The organism is Lysinibacillus fusiformis, from assembly GCF_003049525.1.
Classification (GTDB): domain Bacteria; phylum Bacillota; class Bacilli; order Bacillales_A; family Planococcaceae; genus Lysinibacillus; species Lysinibacillus fusiformis.
This window is the reverse complement of record NZ_PYWL01000010.1, coordinates 112767-131654: the sequence shown is the minus strand read 5'-3', so window position 1 is coordinate 131654 and position 18888 is coordinate 112767. Positions and strand designations below refer to the sequence as shown.

Below are 18888 nucleotides of genomic sequence, written 5' to 3'. Positions count from 1 at the left end.
TCCCATTACGCAAGTAAGTAAGATCCCTCAAAGACGATGAGGTAGATAGGTTCGAGGTGGAAGTGTGGTGACACATGGAGCTGACGAATACTAATCGATCGAGGACTTAACCAAAAAAGTTTGAAACATTCAATGAACCGTTTATCCAGTTTTGAAAGAATAATTTCTTTTATGAAGGGTTTCAAGATACGAGTAGTTCGAGGAAGCAATGGAGAGAGGGAAGGAGCGTACTCAAGTACGTGACTGACTGAACGACAGCAGCTGACGAAGAAATGCGATGTATATTGAAAGCCGAAAATAGTCTAGTGATGATGGCAAAGAGGTCACACCCGTTCCCATACCGAACACGGAAGTTAAGCTCTTTAGCGCCGATGGTAGTTGGGGGCTTCCCCCTGTGAGAGTAGGACGTCGCTAGGCACTAGAAAGACCAGAGAATCTTTTCTCTGGTCTTTTTTCGTTTTCAACAGAAAAAATTAAAGCTGTCTCTGGAGTAAGACAGCTAATATATTTAAAACTTAAGCGCACTTCTCAAGTTATTGATATATGATTGACTCACTGGTAATTCACTACCATCCATTAATGTAATAATAAAGTTTGATGTCAAATCACGCGCCATTTTTTTTATAAAATAAATATTTACGATATAGGATCTATGAATACGAATAAAGTATGATGGTAATCTTATTTCAAGTTCTTTAAGGGTGATGCTCGTTTTAAATTGTTCGCGCTCTACATAAAACCATGTCTTTTTTTGAAGACTTTCAATATGCGATACTTTATTAATGGCTACAGGATTCCATTCTTCATCTTGTTTTCCTGTTATAAACTCAAATGGTTCTGTCTTTTTAGTAGTGAAAGTAGATGGCAGTATGACTACTAGAGCTGCTGGTTCATCCTGAATGAGTATCGGATAGCCGATACCGTAAAAGGGTGTATCGCATGACAAATTATCTAAAATTGTTTCTGTTTTTTTCTGTGTGCGCAATACTTGATCGGCAATACTTCCAGGTAACACTTGTTGACCCATTTCTAAATGGATACTCGGATGCCCTGGTTGAATAAAGATATAAGAATTATTAACGGCAATTGCAATGGATGAATCAGTAGGAATCCAATCGCTCAACATTGAAATATATTGTTCTGAAATATCTTTTGCACATGATTTTAATTCATTGTTCATTGTGAATATCCCCCTTGTTTGTAAATAACCATCCAAATTTCGTCGCAAAAAAGGATAGCTTTGTCATAAAAATTTGGTCTTTTATCAAAAAATAATGAAAATTCAAATACTCTGTTATATATTAATTTACAACAAATAAACCTGTTATGGAACAGTGGTTTAAAAGTTTTTTAACAGAGTATATTGTACACAAAGGGGAAGGTGGAATTTCAATATGTCAACTCGTCAAGAAAGAATCGGAGCTTTAGAGAAACAATGGGCTGAAAACCCTCGCTGGGCTGGTATTGAACGCACATATTCGGCTGAAGAGGTTATTAAACTACAAGGTACTGTAGTAATTGAACAAACTTTGGCAAAAAAAGGTGCTACTCGACTATGGAATTCATTACATGAGGAGCCGTTTATTAATGCATTGGGGGCATTAACGGGGAATCAGGCGGTACAGCAAGTTAAAGCTGGACTCAAAGCTATCTATCTATCAGGCTGGCAAGTAGCTGCGGATGCAAACCTTTCGGGTCAAATGTATCCAGATCAATCACTATACCCAGCCAATTCTGTACCAGCAGTAGTTAAACGAATTAATCAAGCACTTCAACGTGCAGATCAAATTGATCATGCTGAAGGACGTGTCGACCAATTTGACTGGTTTGCTCCAATTGTAGCAGATGCAGAGGCAGGTTTTGGAGGACCTCTTAATGTATTTGAGCTTGTTAAAGGCATGGTGGAAGCAGGGGCAGCTGGTGTTCACCTTGAAGATCAGTTAGCTTCAGAGAAGAAATGTGGTCATCTAGGCGGTAAAGTTTTACTTCCAACACAAAACGCTGTACGTAATTTAGTAGCTGCGAGATTAGCGGCTGACGTTATGGGTGTTGATACAATTCTTATCGCTCGTACAGATGCTGATGCTGCGGATATGGTTACTTCAGATATCGACCCACGTGATGCAGAGTTTATTACTGGTGAACGTACTCCTGAAGGTTTCTTCCGTACAAAGGCAGGCATCAAACAAGCAATTGCTCGTGGCTTAGCTTACGCACCATACGCTGATTTAATTTGGTGTGAAACTTCTAAACCATCTCTTGATGAAGCTCGTGAATTTGCAGAAGCTATTCATGCGGAATTCCCAGGTAAAATGCTTGCATACAACTGCTCACCTTCATTTAACTGGAAAGCAAATCTTTCAGAAGAGGAAATTGCAGAGTATCAGCGTGAGCTTGGTAAGCTAGGTTATAAATTCCAGTTTGTTACTTTAGCAGGATTCCATGCATTAAACCACTCTATGTTTGAGTTGGCACATGATTATAAAGATAATGGTATGGCTGCATATTCTAAGCTACAGCAAGCTGAGTTTGCTTCCGAATCTAAGGGTTATACAGCGACACGCCATCAACGCGAGGTAGGTACTGGATACTTTGATGAAATTTCCCAAGTTATTTCAGGTGGTACTTCTTCAACAACGGCAATGGCTGGATCGACAGAAACTGAACAGTTCGTATAAAAAATGCGTGTTTTCCTAAATTCATAATCATAGAGTAGTCTCCTCCGCTCCTCCTAAAGCGGAGGAAGACAAAACTAAAATCGCAAAGGTGGGTAAACAACTAATGAAACAAGCAACGACAGGTAAGCTTAAAATTGTTGGAGAACAAAATGAGCATACAAATGAAATTTTAACGCCTGAAGCTCTTGAGTTTGTTCTTGCCCTGCACGAGAAATTTGATGCTCGCCGTAAAGAGTTATTGAATGCTCGTCAGAAACGCCAAAAGCGTCTAGATGCGGGAGAGAAACTAGATTTCTTACCTGGAACAAAGCATATTCGTGAAGGTGATTGGTCAATTGCACCTCTTCCACAAGATTTGCAGGATCGGCGTGTTGAAATTACAGGGCCGGTTGACCGTAAAATGGTTATTAATGCTTTAAACTCTGGAGCAAAGATGTTTATGGCTTGCTTTGAGGATGCTTCTTCTCCAACATGGGAAAATATGATTGGTGGTCAAATTAATATGCGTGATGCTATTAATAAGACGATTGAGTTTACACAAGCATCTAATGGAAAAACGTATAAACTAAATGCTGAAACAGCCGTGTTACTAGTTCGTCCTAGAGGCTTACACCTGCTTGAAAAGCATGTACTTGTTCATGATGAACCGATTTCTGGAAGTTTCTTCGACTTTGGTTTGTATCTATTCCATAATGCAAAAAATGCACTGGCAAAAGGAACGGGGCCGTACTTTTATCTTCCGAAGCTTGAAAGCCATTTAGAGGCTCGTCTATGGAATGATATCTTTGTATTTGCCCAAGATTATATTGGCATTCCACAGGGCACTATAAAAGCTACTGTATTGATCGAAACCATTTTGGCGGCATTTGAAATGGATGAAATTTTATATGAGCTACGTGAACATTCAGCTGGTCTGAATTGTGGACGTTGGGACTATATTTTTAGTTATATTAAACGCCTTCGTAATCAAGCGGATGTTATTTTACCAGACCGAGGTCAAGTTACAATGACCGTCCCATTCATGAAGGCTTATACATCTTTATGTATTCAAACTTGTCATAAGCGGAACGCACCTGCAATGGGCGGGATGGCTGCACAAATTCCTGTTAAAAATGATGATGAAGCGAATGCGGTGGCATTTGCAAAGGTTGCTGAAGATAAGCGACGTGAAGCAACAGAGGGGCATGATGGTACTTGGGTAGCGCACCCAGGTATGGTGGCAACAGCAATGGAGCAATTTGATGCCATTATGACGACCCCCAACCAAATTCATAAAAAGCGTGAGGATGTACAAGTTACTGCAGATGATTTAGTAGCTGTACCTGAGGGCACAATTACCCTTGAGGGACTTCGTGTTAACTGTAGTGTTGGTGTACAATATATTGCTTCATGGCTTAGTGGTAATGGAGCTGCACCAATTAACAATTTAATGGAGGATGCTGCGACAGCAGAAATCTCTCGTACACAAGTGTGGCAGTGGGTTCGACATCCAAAAGGTATTTTAGATGATGGGCGCGGCATTACTTTAGCGTTTGTCCTTGAAATTCTGGAAGAAGAGCTTGTCAAAATTAAAGAGGCTGTTGGGGAACAAGCCTATAACAGTGGTCGCTTTGAAGAAGCCGCTGAACTGTTTAAATCCTTAATTGAGCAAGATGAATTCGCGGAATTCTTGACACTTCCAGGCTATGAAAAATTAGCGTAAATGAAAATCCACTAAAAACATATTCAGCTTTCCTACAAAGTAAAATATGACGGGGTCTGTTCCCCCGTTACTAGTGAGATGAGCACAATTGTATTAAAGGGGTCTAATTATAAAAGTAATTTAGAGGAAAAAGATGTCCTACGAGCTTAGATGGGGAGCTTATAAGACATCTTTTTTAATTAATCCGCGTAACTGTTTTTCCAGGCTACGCGGATTTTTTCTATATTAATTGACTATGGCCAGGACAAAGCCATCATAGCCTTTGACGCCAACCGTTTGTATTGCTGTTGCTTCAATACGGGGCTCCTCTTTTAGCAGATCTATAAATTGCTGTACGCCGCTAACACGTTCGTCCATACTATTTATATCTGTGATAGCACCATTCCGCACTACATTATCCGCAATAATAACAGCACCTGAATTCGCTAGCTTTACTGCCCACTTTAAATATTCAGGATTATTGGGCTTATCTGCATCAATAAAAATGACATCAAAAAAATGTCCCCTTTTTTTCAAGTCTGGCAATGTATCCAACGCTGGACCGACGATAATTTCAATCTTTTCCTCTAAGCCTGCATGTCGTATATTTTTACGAGCGACAGAGGCATAGTCTTCATTAATTTCTAAAGTCACCACTTTCCCTTCTTTTGAAAGAGCTTGAGCTAAGCATATACTGCTATACCCACCAAGTGTGCCAATCTCTAATACATTAACGGCTCCTTTCAATTTAGTTAGTAAATACAAAAATCTCCCTTGAGTTGGGGATACATCAATTTCAGGTATACCTGCAGCTTTATTTGCCAGTAGTGCAGCGGTAAGACAGCTGTTATCTGGTAGAAGTTTATCCGTAAAATAATTGTCTACATTATGCCAAACATTTAACTCTGTCATCGTACAGCCCTCATTTCTATGTCATTTAAAAAGTGCAAGCTTGCATTTAGAGTGTATGATAAAATGAATCATAAAAAAAATATATTATAATTATTCATATATAACTAAATGTTATGGATAGGAGAAAATGATGAATATTCATGGCTTAAAATTGTTTTATCACGTTGCTACTACTGGTAGTTTCACAAAAGCGGCAGAATTATTATGTATAAGCCAGCCTGCTGTTTCGAGCCAAATTAAACGATTTGAGCATGAATTAGGCGTACAACTTTTTAAGCAGCAGGGGCGAGGGGTCGTACTTACCGAGTTTGGCATAGCTCTAACGGAGAAGGCTCAACATTTGATGGCCCTTGAACAGCATATAGAAACATTTGTAGAAGAGTATCGCCTTGCCAAAGCAGGGGATTTACATATAGTATCTACTTATCTACCAGCCAATTTTTTAATTCCTAAATGGGCAGCTACTTTTAAGGCAGCCAATGAACATGTAAATTTAATGATTACAACTACCAATACAAAGGATGCCTTTGAGCAACTAATACACTATAAAGCCGACATTGCCATTTATGGCGGAGGAATTTCTGAGAGACCTAAAGAAATATGGTGGGAGGAATTATATGAGGATGAACTATGGTTTGTGGTGTCACCCCATCATAGGTATGCTCATCAAACTATTACATTAATTGAAATGTTTCAGGAGCCATTTATTATGAGAGAGAAAGGGAGCTCGATGAGAGAGCATCTATTTTCCTTATGTCAAACGTACCAAGTAGAGCCACCAAAAATTGCGTTACAATTTAATGGGATCAATGAAACCATACGTTCTGTTATAGCGGGATATGGAGCCAATTTTATTTCATCCCTGGCAGTTAGGGAATATGTCGAGAGTGGGCAATTGGCAAGGGTCTATATAAAAGATATACATCCCGTTAAACATAAAATTTCCATTTGTACGAGAAAAAAAGAAAAGCAAAATTTGCTGGTGCAAAATTTTATCGAGACGATTAAGCGCTCACTATAAATAGTTTGTCCTTCATGTACATTTGAAAAATATTTGTTATACTAAACATATAACAAATATGGAGCTGATAAACATGTTTATTCAAATAGAGCCGCAATCTGACGTTCCCATCTATGAGCAGGTGACACGTCAAATCATTGAAGGGATAGCAAGAGGAGATATGAAGCAAGGAGAGACCTTGCCATCTGTTCGGAGTTTAGCTGCTGATTTAGGCGTTAATATGCATACTGTAAATAAAAGCTATCATGAATTAGAGGCTAAAGGCATAATAGCTATACGCGCGAAATCGGGAGCCATTATATGTTCAACAGAGGAGAAGGCTTTGACGCCAGAACAATTACGACAAATTGAAAAGAATTTAAAGCCTGTTGTGGCAGAAGGTATGGTGCTCGGCGCAACAGTAGAACAAATTGAGCACATGATGAAAAAGGTGTTCGCAGACTTGCATATTCCAGCAGAGGGAGTGTAGCAATATGCTACTTGGTGTTTTTATATCTATTTACATCATGACATTAGTTTTACAAATAATCGTTCCTTTTATTGTACGTGAGACCATTGTTTTTGGGGTCACTGTGCCAGATCAAAATATTAAGCATCCTGCCCTAGCTAATGTGAAAAAACGTTACGCCCAAATAGTCGGAGGCACTGGCGTGGTGTTTTTAATTGTTATGATTATTAGTTACAACTTGCTTACTTCTGAATCCATTCAAGGTATGTTTTTACTCGGTTGTTTATGGAGCATGCTTACAGTGAGTATGGGGCTATACTGGGTATATCACCAAAAGATATCAGCCTTAAAAAGGCAGGAGCAGTGGGGCGTAAATCTTAAACAGGTACGTGCAGTCGATCTCACAGCACGAAGCCGTGATGAGATGCTTCCTTGGTCATTCTTTGCTGTGCCCTTAGTGATATCAGGATTTTTAATTATTTATACAATCCTTCATTACGATCAAATGCCAGCTAATATAGCTGTACATTGGGGACCAAGTGGAGAGGCAGATGCTTGGAAAAGCAAGACGTATTTAACGGCCATTTCGTTGCCTCTTGTTATGCTTATGATGCAATTCATGATGTGGGGCATTACTGATTCGATAAAGCGTTCTGCCATCAAAATAGCGGTAAATCGCAAGGAGGAATCACTAGAGGATCAGCTAAAAACTCGAAAATTTATGAGCTGGCAAATTTTATTAGTAAGCTATGCTATAACAGTGTTATTAACGGTGCTACAACTTAGTAATATTTATCCTTCCATGACTGTAGGCTATAAGCTATTACCGCTATTTGTTTTATTTTTAGCTGTTGTAGTCGGTTCTCTTTTAATTTATGTTGTGAAAAAGCGCAAATATAGAGTTCGCTATGAAAAAAATATTGATTCACAGGTCATGGATGTGGATGAAGATCGTTATTGGAAGGGCGGTTTAATTTATATGAATCGTCAGGATCCTTCTGTTTTTGTAGAGAAACGTTTTGGGGTAGGGTGGACGATGAACCTTGCCAATCCAAGAGGATATATTGTCATTGGGTTACCTTTTCTCTTATTGCTGTTGATTTCTATATTTTCGTTATAAAATAATAAGGATCTATGATGAAAAATTCGTTCCAAGTGAGCGAATTTTTTTCATATTGACTGGAGGTAAGCAGATGAAAATTCTTGTTGTCGATGACGATGTGCATATTTTACAGCTAGTAAATATTTATTTAACAAAAGAGGGCTATCAAGTGTTACGTGCGGAAAATGCTCAGCAGGCACTAGCATTACTTAACGGGAATCTACCCGATTTAGCAGTCGTAGATGTGATGATGCCAGGGATGGATGGATTCACACTGACCGAGACTTTAACACAAGATTACGATATTCCTGTTTTATTATTAACAGCAAAGGGTGAGCTTGAAGATAAAGAGCGAGGCTTTTTAGCCGGCTCAGATGATTATGTTGTGAAGCCCTTTGAGCCAAAGGAATTATTATTTCGTATAGCCGCTATCTTGCGTAGATTGGATAAGAAAAATCAAATAACCATCCAAGTGGGCCATCTAGTAATCGATCGTCGTAGCTTCGAGGTTATTATTGGAGAAGAGACACTTATCTTACCTTTAAAGGAATTTGAATTGCTGGCGTTATTGGCATCACGTCCTAACCAGGTATTTACAAGGAGCTATATAATGGAGCAAGTATGGGGCTATGACTATGATGGGGACGAGCAAACATTGAATACGCATGTGAAGCGGGTTCGAGAAAGATTAAATCGTTTTGATACGGCTGTTGAAATCATCACGGTACGAGGCGTTGGCTATAAGCTAGAGGCAACGTCATGAAGACTTTATATAGTAAATTTGTAATGACCACATTGCTAGTGATGATAGGGAGCTTGTGTATTGGTTTTTTAGCGACGAATACATATTATCATCAAGTCGTAAAAGAAAAAAACGATACAAAAAACGTTGTCATCGCACAGGGGATTGCGCAATATATTGAGACTGCTAAGCCCGAGGATTTAAATAATTATTTCATGACACTTGGCGAAATTGGCTATCAAATATATGTAACCACTGGCGAGGAAGGGCACTTTTTTGGTGGCGATTATCGGGATAAGACTTTGTCTGAATCCGTTGTAAAGCATGTTTTAAATGGTGAGGTCTATCATGGTATGCGAGATTTTCCAAAAGAAACGTTTGTAACAGGCTTTTTTGCTAATGAGTTAATTAATACAATTGGTGTGCCATTTACGTATGAAAATAAGTCCTATGCATTGTTCGTAAGACCGGATATTCGCTTATTGTTTTCGGAGGTACATACATTGCTTGGTGGATTAATGCTCGTCATGATAGTGCTCAGTTTACTGGCCATGCTACTATTTGCTAAGGCACTAATTCGTCCCATTACAAAGCTAACAGCGGCAACTCAACAGCTTGCACATGAAAAGTTTGATACCGTTTTGGACATTGACCGTAATGATGAATTAGGCCAATTAGCTACTAGTTTTAATATAATGACAGAAAAATTACAGGAGAATGATCGCGTGCGAAAGGAATTTATAAGTAATGTATCGCATGATTTTCAATCCCCTTTATTAAATATTCAAGGATATGTTGACTTACTAAAAAATCCTTTGCTGAAGGAGAAGGAAAGACGGGAGTACGCAGCCATTATCGAATTGGAAACAAAACGCTTATCAACTTTAACGAAGCAGTTATTGTTATTAACATCGCTTGATCAATCGACACGAATAATCAAACGTGAGCGTTACCGATTAGATGAACAGCTAAAGGAAAGCGTACGAAAATATCGCTGGCAAATGGAAGAGGCTCAGCTCCAAATCACTTACAAAATGGAGCAAGTTATTTTTAATGGAGATGCAGGGCTTCTACAAAATGTGTGGGACAACTTGCTGACAAATGCGATTAAGTACAATGTGGAGGGAGGTCAAATACATCTAGATTTACAGCAAAAACCTGCTTCGCTTGCAATCCTTGTTGAGGATAATGGAATAGGTATGACTGCAGATCAATTAGCAAAAGTTTATGACCGTTTTTATCGAGCAGACACTTCTAGAACGAAGCAAGGGACAGGATTGGGACTAGCAATTGTCAAGCAAATCGTAGAGCTACATGGAGGCACTGTCCATATAGAAAGCGCAGTCAATGCGGGGACAAAGGTATATATAGATCTCCCCATTTTGTCATGAGGAGTTCATGTAAAGTTCATGTTCTCCCGATAGACTGCTACTTAGTTGAAACAAACTAAGGGGGAGTTTTCGTATGGAACAGAAGTGGAGCATACGCCTTATTCGTTTGGCTGCCATTTTTGCTTTAATCGGAACCTATCTAGGTTCACATATGTCCGGTTCAGGTAGCTACGAATATAGACCGATACATGCACATATTTTACTTGTTGGTTGGCTGAGTATGTTTGCATGGGGTATTTTTTATAGAGCTTTTAAAGTCAAATCACAAAAAATAGTGAATATACATGGTTGGACAGCTATTCTTGGTGTTTTTGGCTTAACATTAGGGATGTGGTTTTACAATATCAATCCATTTAATTTTGGCAGCACATTTACTTTAGTGTTCTTTATTGTAGGTGGAACTACGTTATTAATTAGCTTTGCTTTATTCATTGTAGTAACATTTATGATTAAACAACAAGAAGATATGAAAAATTAGCAAAACCTACCGTGTTACATAAGCTCGTGACGCGGTAGGTTTTTCATGTTTATTGGATATCTTGAAGTGATTTTTTCAGCCATTTTGTGGCTTCTTGATAATCTTGGGCAACACCCTGCCCTTTTTTATAGATTAGACCGAGTTGGAATTGTGCCTTCTGATGGCCCTGATTCGCAGCCAATCTATAGAGCTGGGCTGCTTTAGCAAAATCCTTTGGAACGCCTTGCCCATGACTGTGCATTTGTGCTAATTGGAATTGTGCTTTTATATGCCCTTGTGCGGCAGCTTGCTCAATCCATTTGGCAGCTTCAGTGTAATCCTGGGTAACACCCTTACCTTTATCAAATAAATTTCCGAGCTGGTATTGAGCACCCGCATGCCCTTGAATGGCAGCTAAACGATAGCAGCGGCGTGCCTCTTCCAGATCTATAGAAACCCCTAATCCTTGCTCATATAATAGGCCTAATTGATACTCAGCCTGAATATGAGACTGATCAGTTGCAGCTCTCCACCATTGCACGGCTTCTGGATAATTAACAGGAACACCAGCTCCTACAGTTAATAAAAGTCCGAGCTCGTATTGAGCATCCACATAACCCTTTTCAGCTGCAGCCTTTAGATAAGGCAGAGCTTTATCTGGTTGTTGAAGTTGATAAACATATAGACGCCCAAGCTCGAAGCCAGCACTAATATGTCCTTCTTTAGCAGCTAGGAGTAGCCATTTCTCAGCTAATACGATATCCTGTTCTTTTTCATAGAGAAGACCAAGGTAATATTGTGCATGTAAATGTCCTTTATGTGCTGCTAGCTTAAACCACTTCAAAGCCTCAATATGGTCCTTGTCTATTCCTAGGCCAGTATTGTAGAGCATGGCAATTTGAAATTCTGCATTCATATGGTCTTGTAAAGCGGCCATGTGGAACCATTTGGCTGCCTCTGCAAAATTTTGTGGAATGCCACGACCTTTCAAATGCATATAGCCTAGATTATATTGCGCACTTGCATCTCCGGCTAAGGCAGCCATTTCAAAATAAGTGCTGGCCTTCACATAACTCTGCTCTACACCTGTCCCATTATGATAAAGAAATCCTAAATTGTTTTGTGCACTGGTATTCCCTTGATCCGCGGCTAAGGTGTACCATTTGGCTGCCTCATTGAAATCTTGCGATAGGCCCAGCCCTTGATTATAAAGCACACCCAGATTGTACTGAGCATCTGCATTTCCTAAATCAGCCGCTATTTGGTAGTGATGAGCGGCCTCCCCATAATTTTGTGCCGTACCTTGTCCTAGATGAAAGAGGACACCGAGACTATAGTGTGCATTGGGATCGTTTTGAGCTGCGGCTCGTTCATACCACATTTTCGCAAGTGTATAATCCTTTTTAACCCCCTGCCCATGGTTGTAAAGCGCTCCTAAATTATATTGAGCACTTGCGTCACCATTTTGTGCCGCAATTTCGAACCAATCAGCTGCATGTTTATAAGCATCTGTTGAATGTTCCGGCTGATATAGGTTGTTATCCGACATCAAAATTTTCTCATCAGCGACATTCGATTTAAAGCTACGATCATAGCGCTTCATAAACCATTCAACAATATCAGTTATATAATCAAGAACAATTTTGGCCGCCTTTGCCTCCACAAGTTCATTACTAGTATGGCTCGTCATTTTATAGACGAGATTCATTAATAGGAAAATTCGACGAGGATGAATTTGGGCTGTAAAACTACGATTATTTAACAGCATGCGGACATTTTTTAATTTGGGTGTAGTATGCATTTCCAATTGATAAACCTCAAATAAAATCTCCTCTAATACTAGCAGTGATTTTTGTAAAGAAACTAGAGGGTTCGAAATGGCGAAAAAACTAGCTTCCTGTAAATTTTTAGCTAATGTTGCGAAGGAAAATTGCCTTAACTTATGACATTGTTCTTCAAGAATTTCATAATGTATGACGATCGTACTCACCCTCTTTCGTGGTATTCTCTTTTTTCATATATCGGAGAAATATCGATATTATTGATATGTTTTCATGGGATTCATCAGTTGAATTGTTGCTGTTACATGATACTATTTGATATAAGGGGAATTCATCAATATGAAGAGCCTGACAGCCTATAGGTGGAGGATAGACATGAAAAATATTGCAGCTATTATTCCAGCATATAATCCGCAACAATCACTCATTACCTATGTACATCAATTACTAGCAACGACCATTACACAAATTATTATTGTCAATGATGGAAGTGATCAGAAATATAAAGGGATTTTTGACGACCTAAAAAAAATAGAAGGCTGCCAAGTCCTTCAGCATCGAGACAATATTGGAAAAGGTGGTGCCCTAAAGACAGCCTTTACATATATACGAGAGCAAAAAAGAATATTTCATGGGGTACTCACAGTAGGGGCACATGGTCAGCATACATTACAAGATGTAAAGCTTGTTTTAACGATGACGAAGGTCTTTTCAGAAGGTATTGTGCTAGGCGTGCGAAACTTCCATTCGGTCGATAGTACCTTTCTTTCCTATTGGGGAAATCGTGCAACAAGTCTCTTTTTTGAACTGCTCTATCACCGGAAATTGATGGATACTCAAACGGGTTTACGCTATATTTCGATGAATGAATTACCATGGCTAATGAAGGTAAAAGGTGAACATTATGATTATGATACAAATATGCTAATCGCTGCACTTAAACGAAAGTGCTCTATTTTCGAGGTAGAGATTGGGCAATTACGAATAAAAAAGAACTCCATTATTCAGTATGATGAAATAACAAATGCAAGCTCCATTATAACGAGAATGCTTATGAATTATTTACGACCAAGAAAACAATGATAATTAAGGTTTAAAATTGAAATAAAGAGCTAGGATAACAATTACTCAATAGAACGTAGCGAGTATAGAAAAAAGGAGCATGTTTATGGAATATTCAGATCAAGTAAAAAATCGGGTGAAACGGATGGAAGGTCAGCTACGTGGTATTTTGAAGATGATGGAGGAGGAAAAAGACTGTAAGGCAGTGATTACGCAGCTATCAGCCGTCCGCTCGGCTGTAGACCGAACGGTTGGTGTGATTGTTAGTACAAATTTATTGGAATGTGTGCAAAATGCGGAAGGGGATGGCGAAAAGATGAATGAGGCCATTCAGGAAGCGGTTAACTTAGTAGTAAAAAGTCGTTAATTGTCAAAAAAACTCACTGGAATGTAGTGAGTTTTATTTTTTTACAATTTAGTAGTTATAATCGACGCTTATATTCAATTTTTAGGTAATTTATATTATAAGGATCATTTTATTTTTTTAGTTGAAAGTCTTAGTTGGGGCGCTTGTCTCATAGCCTAGTAGTCACTTTCTTTGTTATGCTAACTAATAATGATAGCGTAAAAGGGAAGGTGATTGTGTTATGAAGAAATGGTTATTATGTGGCGCTACTTTACTTATGTTAAGCCCGACTGCGGCTTATGCACAACAAGAGGAGACTAAATCCGTAATAAATCCTGTTGTAGCAAATTCAACAGTCACAACTTGGGAGCAGTTTACAAAAGAACTAATAAAGAAAATTAATAGTTTTGAAACGGATATTAACATTACATATACTGGTCCGATGGGTGATTTCAAAAAAGAGATTATGGCTGCTTTTGATCAAGCTAAAAAGCAGGCTGTATACGCAAGCGGACATATGGAAAGCACAACAATTTCCGCAGATTCTTTAGGGAACGTATCCTATACAATAAAGTACCTGACAAATCAAACACAAGAAGCAGCTGTACAAAAAAAGATTGGTCAAGTATTGAAAAATATTATAAAGCCCACTATGACTGAATTCGATAAAGTAAAAGCTATTAATGATTATATTGTATCGAATACTAGTTATGGTACTAAAACAAAGGCAAGTCCCCATAGTGCCTATGCTTTGCTATTTGAAGGACAAGCTGTTTGCCAAGGTTATGCCTTAGCTGCACAGGCAATGCTGTCACAGAGTGGAATTGAAACAAAATATGTGGTGGGATTTGTGAATGAAAATGAGGCCCATGCTTGGAACTTGGTAAAGGTAGACGGCAAATGGTACCATTTGGATACAACATGGAATGATCCACTACCCAATCGCATTGGTGCTGCATCCTATGATTACTTTTTAGTGACGGATGAAGTGCTTAAGAAGGATCATTCTTGGATTCAGACAGATTATCCTGCGGCCTCAAGCACTAAATATAGCTTTATGCACAATGTTCATTTTGCGTATCCATTAAATAATGTCGTCTATTTTAGTAATACGGCTGATCACGATAAATTATATAAGCTAGAAATGGCAACTGGTAAAAAAACAAAAGTGTTGGATAAACGAGCGTTGTATATTACTGGAATGGGCCAAAATCTATATTATAGTGATTATAGCAACAGCGGTTATTTAACAAAACTAAATCTGAAAACATTAAAGGCTGAGGTGTTGGTCAAACAGCCAGTAACGAATCTAAAGATTAGTGACAATTATCTAATCTATAACATGAATGCCAAAGAGCATAAACTTCCATTAAGTCAATAAACAATTATTAACAGGCATAAAAGGACTCTGAACGGGTTCTTTGTGCTTGTTTTTGTATATAATGAATAGAAGAAGACGGTTGGAGGTGAGGAGTTTGTGGAAGAAATTAGCCATTATTATGATCATCATTGTTTTCATTGACCCCATTTATACGGCAGGTAAAGCAGTTGTCCGGCAGATAGCGGAATGGACAAATAATGATGAGATAGAAACAATGCTTCTTTCAACAAAGGAAAAAATCGTTGATGTAACCGCTAGACTTTCAGACAATGCCTCAATAGAAACGGCCATACCTATAGAAGACATGCATGATATGGAGGTAGCACCTACTGCTCAAGCAATTCAGAAGCCAGAGACAAAGTTAGTTGTGACAAACGTTAAGGAAATGACTGATGCAATGTATGCGTATTATAGTAGTTTCTCACCGAAATTTGAAATTCAGTATAAAGGGAATACACAACGAATTGAACAAATTGTAGAAGAGGCCTATAACAATGCCATCGAAAGAGACGATTATGTGTATGGCCATATTAGTAAACATTCAATTCGTTTTGAATATGGAAGAAACCAGGCAACAATATTTGGGGAGCAAAGCTATTTAATGACCCCAGAACAGGCTGCTTACGTGGAGATGAATGTCCAAGAAATCATTGCCAAAATTAGTAATACATCTATGTCAGACGTAGAAAAGGTACGAGCCGTTAATGATTATATTGTGGCGAATACGGCCTATACCGACCAAACAAATTCTAGTCCCCATAGCGCCTATACCGTTCTTGCAGAGCGCGGAGGGGTATGTCAGGGTTATGCTTTACTTGCTCACTCCATGTTACAAAAGCTAGGGATTGAAACGAAATATATTGTAGGATATGTAGGTCAAGAAGGACATGCGTGGAATTTAGTGAAGTTAGGTGGACAATGGTATCACCTTGACACAACGTGGAATGATCCAGTCCCAGATCGTAAGGGGGCCATTCGTTACCAATACTTTTTAGTTGACGACCGCACAATGGCAAAAGACCACTCATGGATTGCTGAAGATTATCCTAAAGCAACGAGTACACTCTATAGCTACTATCATGATATAGACTTCCCAGCACAGGTTGACCATCAATTATATTTTAGCAACATCTCTGATGACAATAAGCTGTATGTGCTTGATATGAAGACGGGTAAAACGAAACGAGTAACAAATTCCCGTGTACAATACGTCGTTTATGCAGATGGATGGCTCTATTATAGTAATTATTCCCGAGGCGCTTATTTAACAAAGATTCGTCCAGATGGTAGCGGGGAACAGTCCCTAAACCGAGAAGATACGAAGGATTTATTTGTGAAAGATGGCTATCTTTATTTCACAACGAATGAGTTGAAGAAAATGGCCCTATAAATGGGGACAACAAAAAGGGCATGACTTATCAACAGTCAAAGGCCCTTTTTGTTCGTTCAATTAAATAATCAATTGGTTGCTGCTCACAAAGAGAAATGGAGATCTGCGGATGCGTTACTGCTAATATATTTGTAAATGTTTTTAAAATAAGTGGATTATACTTGATGGCACCACCATTACAGTAAAGAGGAAACAGTCCATTCTGATAGCCTATCTTTGTTAACACGGCTTTTGCTAAAAGAGCCAATTCGTGAGCTGCCTGTTGTGATATTTGAATGGCACAAGCATCTTGTTGTTCAACTGCTTGAGCAACAAATGCCCCCATTTTGGCCAACTGTGCATTTGTATAGGATGGCTGAAATAACCATTCAGCGAGCTCGGTTACATTTTGTATAGCTAAGGAATGATAGACAGCCTCTTTTAAAATAGTGGTCTCACCTCGACCATCTTCCATTTTAAAGATGGCTCTTACCACTTCTTGCCCTAGCCAATAACCACTACCTTCATCTCCAGCTCGGTGTCCCCAGCCTCCAGCACGAACGATTTGCTGTCCATCATAGGCGTAAGCGATTGCTCCTGTTCCAGCAATGAGTAATGCACCTGCCTGTCCAGCAGTCACACCAAGTAGTGTGGCTTCAGCGTCATTTTCAATAATAAGAGTAGCAATAGAAAGCTGTGTGGCTGATAGGGCATTTTGAACAATAGCTGTAACTATTTCTTTGTCTTTTGGAGAATCAATCCCAGCTAAGGCAAAGGTAGCTACAGCAATTTGAGAGCAGGGATACTTTTGCAAAAAAATTTCTACCTTTGCTAAAAGCTCATGTAATATCACTGTAGCTGCTTCCATACCAATGGCTTGATAGTTGGAGCCCTTTGTTGAAGCTGAATATTCCATAACACCAGTTTCCGCGTGAACGACTGCGCATGCCGTTTTTGTCGCACCACCATCAATAACTAGAAGCCATTTCATCATTGGCTCCATTCCTCAAGAAAAATCGTTAATTCTTTCTCCGCTTCAATAATGGAACTTTCCTTTAATTGAATCCATTCATAAAGATTTTTCGTATTCATTTTGGCATGTTCAAGTGCTGCTTTCATTGTGGCGGGAGCTGGGCCACCTGGTAGTGTTCGAACACCAACAAAAGACTCTGGCTGTAAGGTTTTATAAAAATCCTCTTCTGAAATATTTAATTCTTTTCCCGTAATCAATTTAGATTGAGTATTCACGAGTCCCCATGTAAGGCTTGCTAGCGATTCCTCACTATGAGCAAGTAGTACTTTAATGCATTTACTAACAATGCTATGTGCTTGGCGGAAGGAAATATCCTCTGAACGTACTAATGTATCAGCCAGCTCAGTAACATTGGCAAAGCTGTTCTCTGCACGGTTTCTTAGTTTTTTCTTGTTCACATCCATTGTGACAACAAGTGAGCCAAATAATTTATAAATCCCAACTAAGCGGTCGATGGCACGCCATAAATAGGGTTGCATATCATCCTCAGTATCGACGATATCTCCAAATGGTGTATTATGTACCATCTGTAACACGGTGCTTGCATCTCCAACAACAGCCGATAGTAATGAACGCGTATGTTCAATTGAAACAGGGTTACGCTTTTGGGGCATAATAGAGCTTATTTGAACATATGGACTTGCGAGTGTGAAGGCATTGAACTCCTGTGTAGCCCATAATAAAAAATCTTGAGAGGTCCGGCCAAGATTGAGTGCAGCAAGCTGTACAATACTTGCTGCTTCAGCAATATAGTCAGCTCCAGCCACTGCATCCCACGCATTTTCGATAATATCATCGAATGCCAACAAATGACGCATCCGTTCTCGATTTATATTAAATCCTGTTGTAGTTAAGGCTGCAGCCCCCATACTGCTACGATTAACAGTTTTATAGACATGCTGCATGCGCTCAAAATCTCGTTCAAGCTGGTCAATGACAGCCTTTAAATAATGGGCAAAGGTTGTAGGCTGAGCCTGTTGCGTATGCGTGTAGCCAATCATAATAGTATCTACATGCTCCTCAGCAGCTGCGATTAAATCATCTCGCAATGTTAGTAGCTCTCGCATTAATAACAGTAATTTTTGCCTTAGTGTCATACGATAAATGGCGATGCCCATATCATTACGACTGCGTCCAATATGAAGATTTCCAGCAACGTCGCCAGCAAGCTCTATTAATTTATTTTCAATGCGGAAAAATAAATCTTCGTATTGGGGGCTATAATCTTCTAAACGATAATAATTTAAATCTATTTTCTTTAGTGCTGCCCCAATTTGTTTCGCTTCCTCTTTTTTTACAAGTCCTTGTTCTTCTAACATTTTTAAATGAGCTATATTAATTTGTAGCATAATAGTTAGAAAATTTTTCTTTGCCTCTTCATAGGCTGGCTGTAACACAATTTTCCGATAGATGTTAGAAGGGAAAATCATCCCATCTTCCTGCTGCGTTTTGTTGCGAAAATCTTCAAACATTATCATGGCCTC

At 39.0% G+C, this 18888-nt stretch carries 17 protein-coding genes and 2 rRNA genes; 14 read left to right on the top strand and 5 right to left on the bottom strand.

All coding sequences use genetic code 11. From position 1 onward, the window contains the following. Together C9J29_RS18915 and rrf are read left to right on the top strand one after the other, a co-directional pair. A 23S ribosomal RNA gene (locus tag C9J29_RS18915) occupies positions 1–114 on the top strand; the annotation flags it as partial. A gap of 187 nt (positions 115–301) precedes the next feature. After that, a 5S ribosomal RNA gene (gene rrf, locus C9J29_RS18910) occupies positions 302–417 on the top strand. A 91-nt stretch (positions 418–508) separates the two neighbouring features. On the opposite strand, the gene C9J29_RS18905 is transcribed toward rrf, so the two are convergent. Continuing rightward, on the bottom strand, positions 509–1180 hold the full coding sequence (locus tag C9J29_RS18905; protein WP_089986845.1) for a LytTR family DNA-binding domain-containing protein: 672 nt from the start codon (positions 1178–1180) through the stop codon (positions 509–511). Positions 1181–1394: 214 nt separating this feature from the next. Between C9J29_RS18905 and aceA the strand changes: the two genes are divergently transcribed. Together aceA and aceB are read left to right on the top strand one after the other, a co-directional pair. Then, positions 1395–2678 (top strand): isocitrate lyase, encoded by a 1284-nt coding sequence (gene aceA, locus C9J29_RS18900; RefSeq protein ID WP_107922604.1) that lies wholly within the window; start codon positions 1395–1397, stop codon positions 2676–2678. 103 nt (positions 2679–2781) lie between these two features. Beyond that, positions 2782–4380, top strand: a complete 1599-nt coding sequence (gene aceB / locus C9J29_RS18895; protein ID WP_089986847.1) for a malate synthase A — start codon at positions 2782–2784, stop codon at positions 4378–4380. A 225-nt stretch (positions 4381–4605) separates the two neighbouring features. On the opposite strand, the gene C9J29_RS18890 is transcribed toward aceB, so the two are convergent. Further along, a complete protein-coding gene (locus C9J29_RS18890; protein WP_089986848.1) occupies positions 4606–5271 on the bottom strand; it encodes an O-methyltransferase in 666 nt (221 codons plus the stop codon). 130 nt (positions 5272–5401) lie between these two features. Between C9J29_RS18890 and C9J29_RS18885 the strand changes: the two genes are divergently transcribed. From C9J29_RS18885 to C9J29_RS18860, 6 genes are all read left to right on the top strand, one after another. Then, the gene (locus tag C9J29_RS18885; protein WP_089986849.1) at positions 5402–6292 is read left to right on the top strand and encodes a LysR family transcriptional regulator; all 891 of its coding nucleotides are present in this window, start codon (positions 5402–5404) and stop codon (positions 6290–6292) included. A gap of 73 nt (positions 6293–6365) precedes the next feature. Continuing rightward, positions 6366–6761, top strand: coding sequence for a GntR family transcriptional regulator (locus tag C9J29_RS18880; RefSeq protein ID WP_089986850.1), 396 nt, complete (start codon positions 6366–6368; stop codon positions 6759–6761). Positions 6762–6765: 4 nt separating this feature from the next. Continuing rightward, complete coding sequence (locus C9J29_RS18875) at positions 6766–7860, top strand: DUF1648 domain-containing protein (protein WP_089986851.1); 1095 nt, start codon at positions 6766–6768, stop codon at positions 7858–7860. Positions 7861–7933: 73 nt separating this feature from the next. Further along, entirely contained in the window at positions 7934–8605 is a 672-nt protein-coding gene (locus tag C9J29_RS18870) for a response regulator transcription factor (RefSeq protein WP_036148215.1), read from the top strand. Then, the gene (locus C9J29_RS18865; protein WP_089986852.1) at positions 8602–9975 is read left to right on the top strand and encodes a HAMP domain-containing sensor histidine kinase; all 1374 of its coding nucleotides are present in this window, start codon (positions 8602–8604) and stop codon (positions 9973–9975) included. Before C9J29_RS18870 ends, C9J29_RS18865 begins: the two co-directional genes overlap by 4 nt. A gap of 73 nt (positions 9976–10048) precedes the next feature. Further along, positions 10049–10453, top strand: a complete 405-nt coding sequence (locus tag C9J29_RS18860; protein ID WP_089986853.1) for a hypothetical protein — start codon at positions 10049–10051, stop codon at positions 10451–10453. Positions 10454–10502: 49 nt separating this feature from the next. Here the strand turns inward: C9J29_RS18860 and C9J29_RS18855 are convergent, their stop codons facing one another. Beyond that, a complete protein-coding gene (locus C9J29_RS18855) occupies positions 10503–12422 on the bottom strand; it encodes an SEL1-like repeat protein (RefSeq protein WP_237068875.1) in 1920 nt (639 codons plus the stop codon). Positions 12423–12588: 166 nt separating this feature from the next. Here C9J29_RS18855 and C9J29_RS18850 point away from each other — a divergent pair, with 166 nt between their 5' ends. The 4 genes from C9J29_RS18850 (at position 12589) to C9J29_RS18835 (ending at position 16392) form a co-directional block, all read left to right on the top strand. Continuing rightward, entirely contained in the window at positions 12589–13296 is a 708-nt protein-coding gene (locus C9J29_RS18850) for a glycosyltransferase (RefSeq protein ID WP_089986854.1), read from the top strand. 85 nt (positions 13297–13381) lie between these two features. Then, positions 13382–13642, top strand: coding sequence for a metal-sensitive transcriptional regulator (locus C9J29_RS18845; protein ID WP_004233098.1), 261 nt, complete (start codon positions 13382–13384; stop codon positions 13640–13642). Positions 13643–13862: 220 nt separating this feature from the next. Further along, on the top strand, positions 13863–15002 hold the full coding sequence (locus C9J29_RS18840; RefSeq protein WP_089986855.1) for a transglutaminase domain-containing protein: 1140 nt from the start codon (positions 13863–13865) through the stop codon (positions 15000–15002). A gap of 94 nt (positions 15003–15096) precedes the next feature. Continuing rightward, the gene (locus tag C9J29_RS18835) at positions 15097–16392 is read left to right on the top strand and encodes a transglutaminase domain-containing protein (RefSeq protein ID WP_107922603.1); all 1296 of its coding nucleotides are present in this window, start codon (positions 15097–15099) and stop codon (positions 16390–16392) included. A 28-nt stretch (positions 16393–16420) separates the two neighbouring features. On the opposite strand, the gene C9J29_RS18830 is transcribed toward C9J29_RS18835, so the two are convergent. Beyond that, positions 16421–17365 (bottom strand): N-acetylglucosamine kinase, encoded by a 945-nt coding sequence (locus C9J29_RS18830; RefSeq protein WP_089986857.1) that lies wholly within the window; start codon positions 17363–17365, stop codon positions 16421–16423. Beyond that, positions 17362–18876, bottom strand: a complete 1515-nt coding sequence (argH, locus tag C9J29_RS18825; protein ID WP_089986858.1) for an argininosuccinate lyase — start codon at positions 18874–18876, stop codon at positions 17362–17364. The genes C9J29_RS18830 and argH overlap by 4 nt, the downstream gene beginning before the upstream one ends. Between the last annotated feature and the right edge of the window lie 12 nt (positions 18877–18888).

Coding starts and splice junctions, on each gene's coding strand:
- C9J29_RS18905 (WP_089986845.1), bottom strand. CDS start 1,180: ATGAACAATGAATTAAAATCATGTGCAAAAGATATTTCAGAACAATAT.
- C9J29_RS18830 (WP_089986857.1), bottom strand. CDS start 17,365: ATGATGAAATGGCTTCTAGTTATTGATGGTGGTGCGACAAAAACGGCA.
- C9J29_RS18845 (WP_004233098.1), top strand. CDS start 13,382: ATGGAATATTCAGATCAAGTAAAAAATCGGGTGAAACGGATGGAAGGT.
- C9J29_RS18880 (WP_089986850.1), top strand. CDS start 6,366: ATGTTTATTCAAATAGAGCCGCAATCTGACGTTCCCATCTATGAGCAG.
- C9J29_RS18850 (WP_089986854.1), top strand. CDS start 12,589: ATGAAAAATATTGCAGCTATTATTCCAGCATATAATCCGCAACAATCA.
- C9J29_RS18860 (WP_089986853.1), top strand. CDS start 10,049: ATGGAACAGAAGTGGAGCATACGCCTTATTCGTTTGGCTGCCATTTTT.
- C9J29_RS18875 (WP_089986851.1), top strand. CDS start 6,766: ATGCTACTTGGTGTTTTTATATCTATTTACATCATGACATTAGTTTTA.
- C9J29_RS18885 (WP_089986849.1), top strand. CDS start 5,402: ATGAATATTCATGGCTTAAAATTGTTTTATCACGTTGCTACTACTGGT.
- argH (WP_089986858.1), bottom strand. CDS start 18,876: ATGTTTGAAGATTTTCGCAACAAAACGCAGCAGGAAGATGGGATGATT.
- C9J29_RS18840 (WP_089986855.1), top strand. CDS start 13,863: ATGAAGAAATGGTTATTATGTGGCGCTACTTTACTTATGTTAAGCCCG.
- aceB (WP_089986847.1), top strand. CDS start 2,782: ATGAAACAAGCAACGACAGGTAAGCTTAAAATTGTTGGAGAACAAAAT.
- C9J29_RS18865 (WP_089986852.1), top strand. CDS start 8,602: ATGAAGACTTTATATAGTAAATTTGTAATGACCACATTGCTAGTGATG.
- C9J29_RS18890 (WP_089986848.1), bottom strand. CDS start 5,271: ATGACAGAGTTAAATGTTTGGCATAATGTAGACAATTATTTTACGGAT.
- C9J29_RS18870 (WP_036148215.1), top strand. CDS start 7,934: ATGAAAATTCTTGTTGTCGATGACGATGTGCATATTTTACAGCTAGTA.
- aceA (WP_107922604.1), top strand. CDS start 1,395: ATGTCAACTCGTCAAGAAAGAATCGGAGCTTTAGAGAAACAATGGGCT.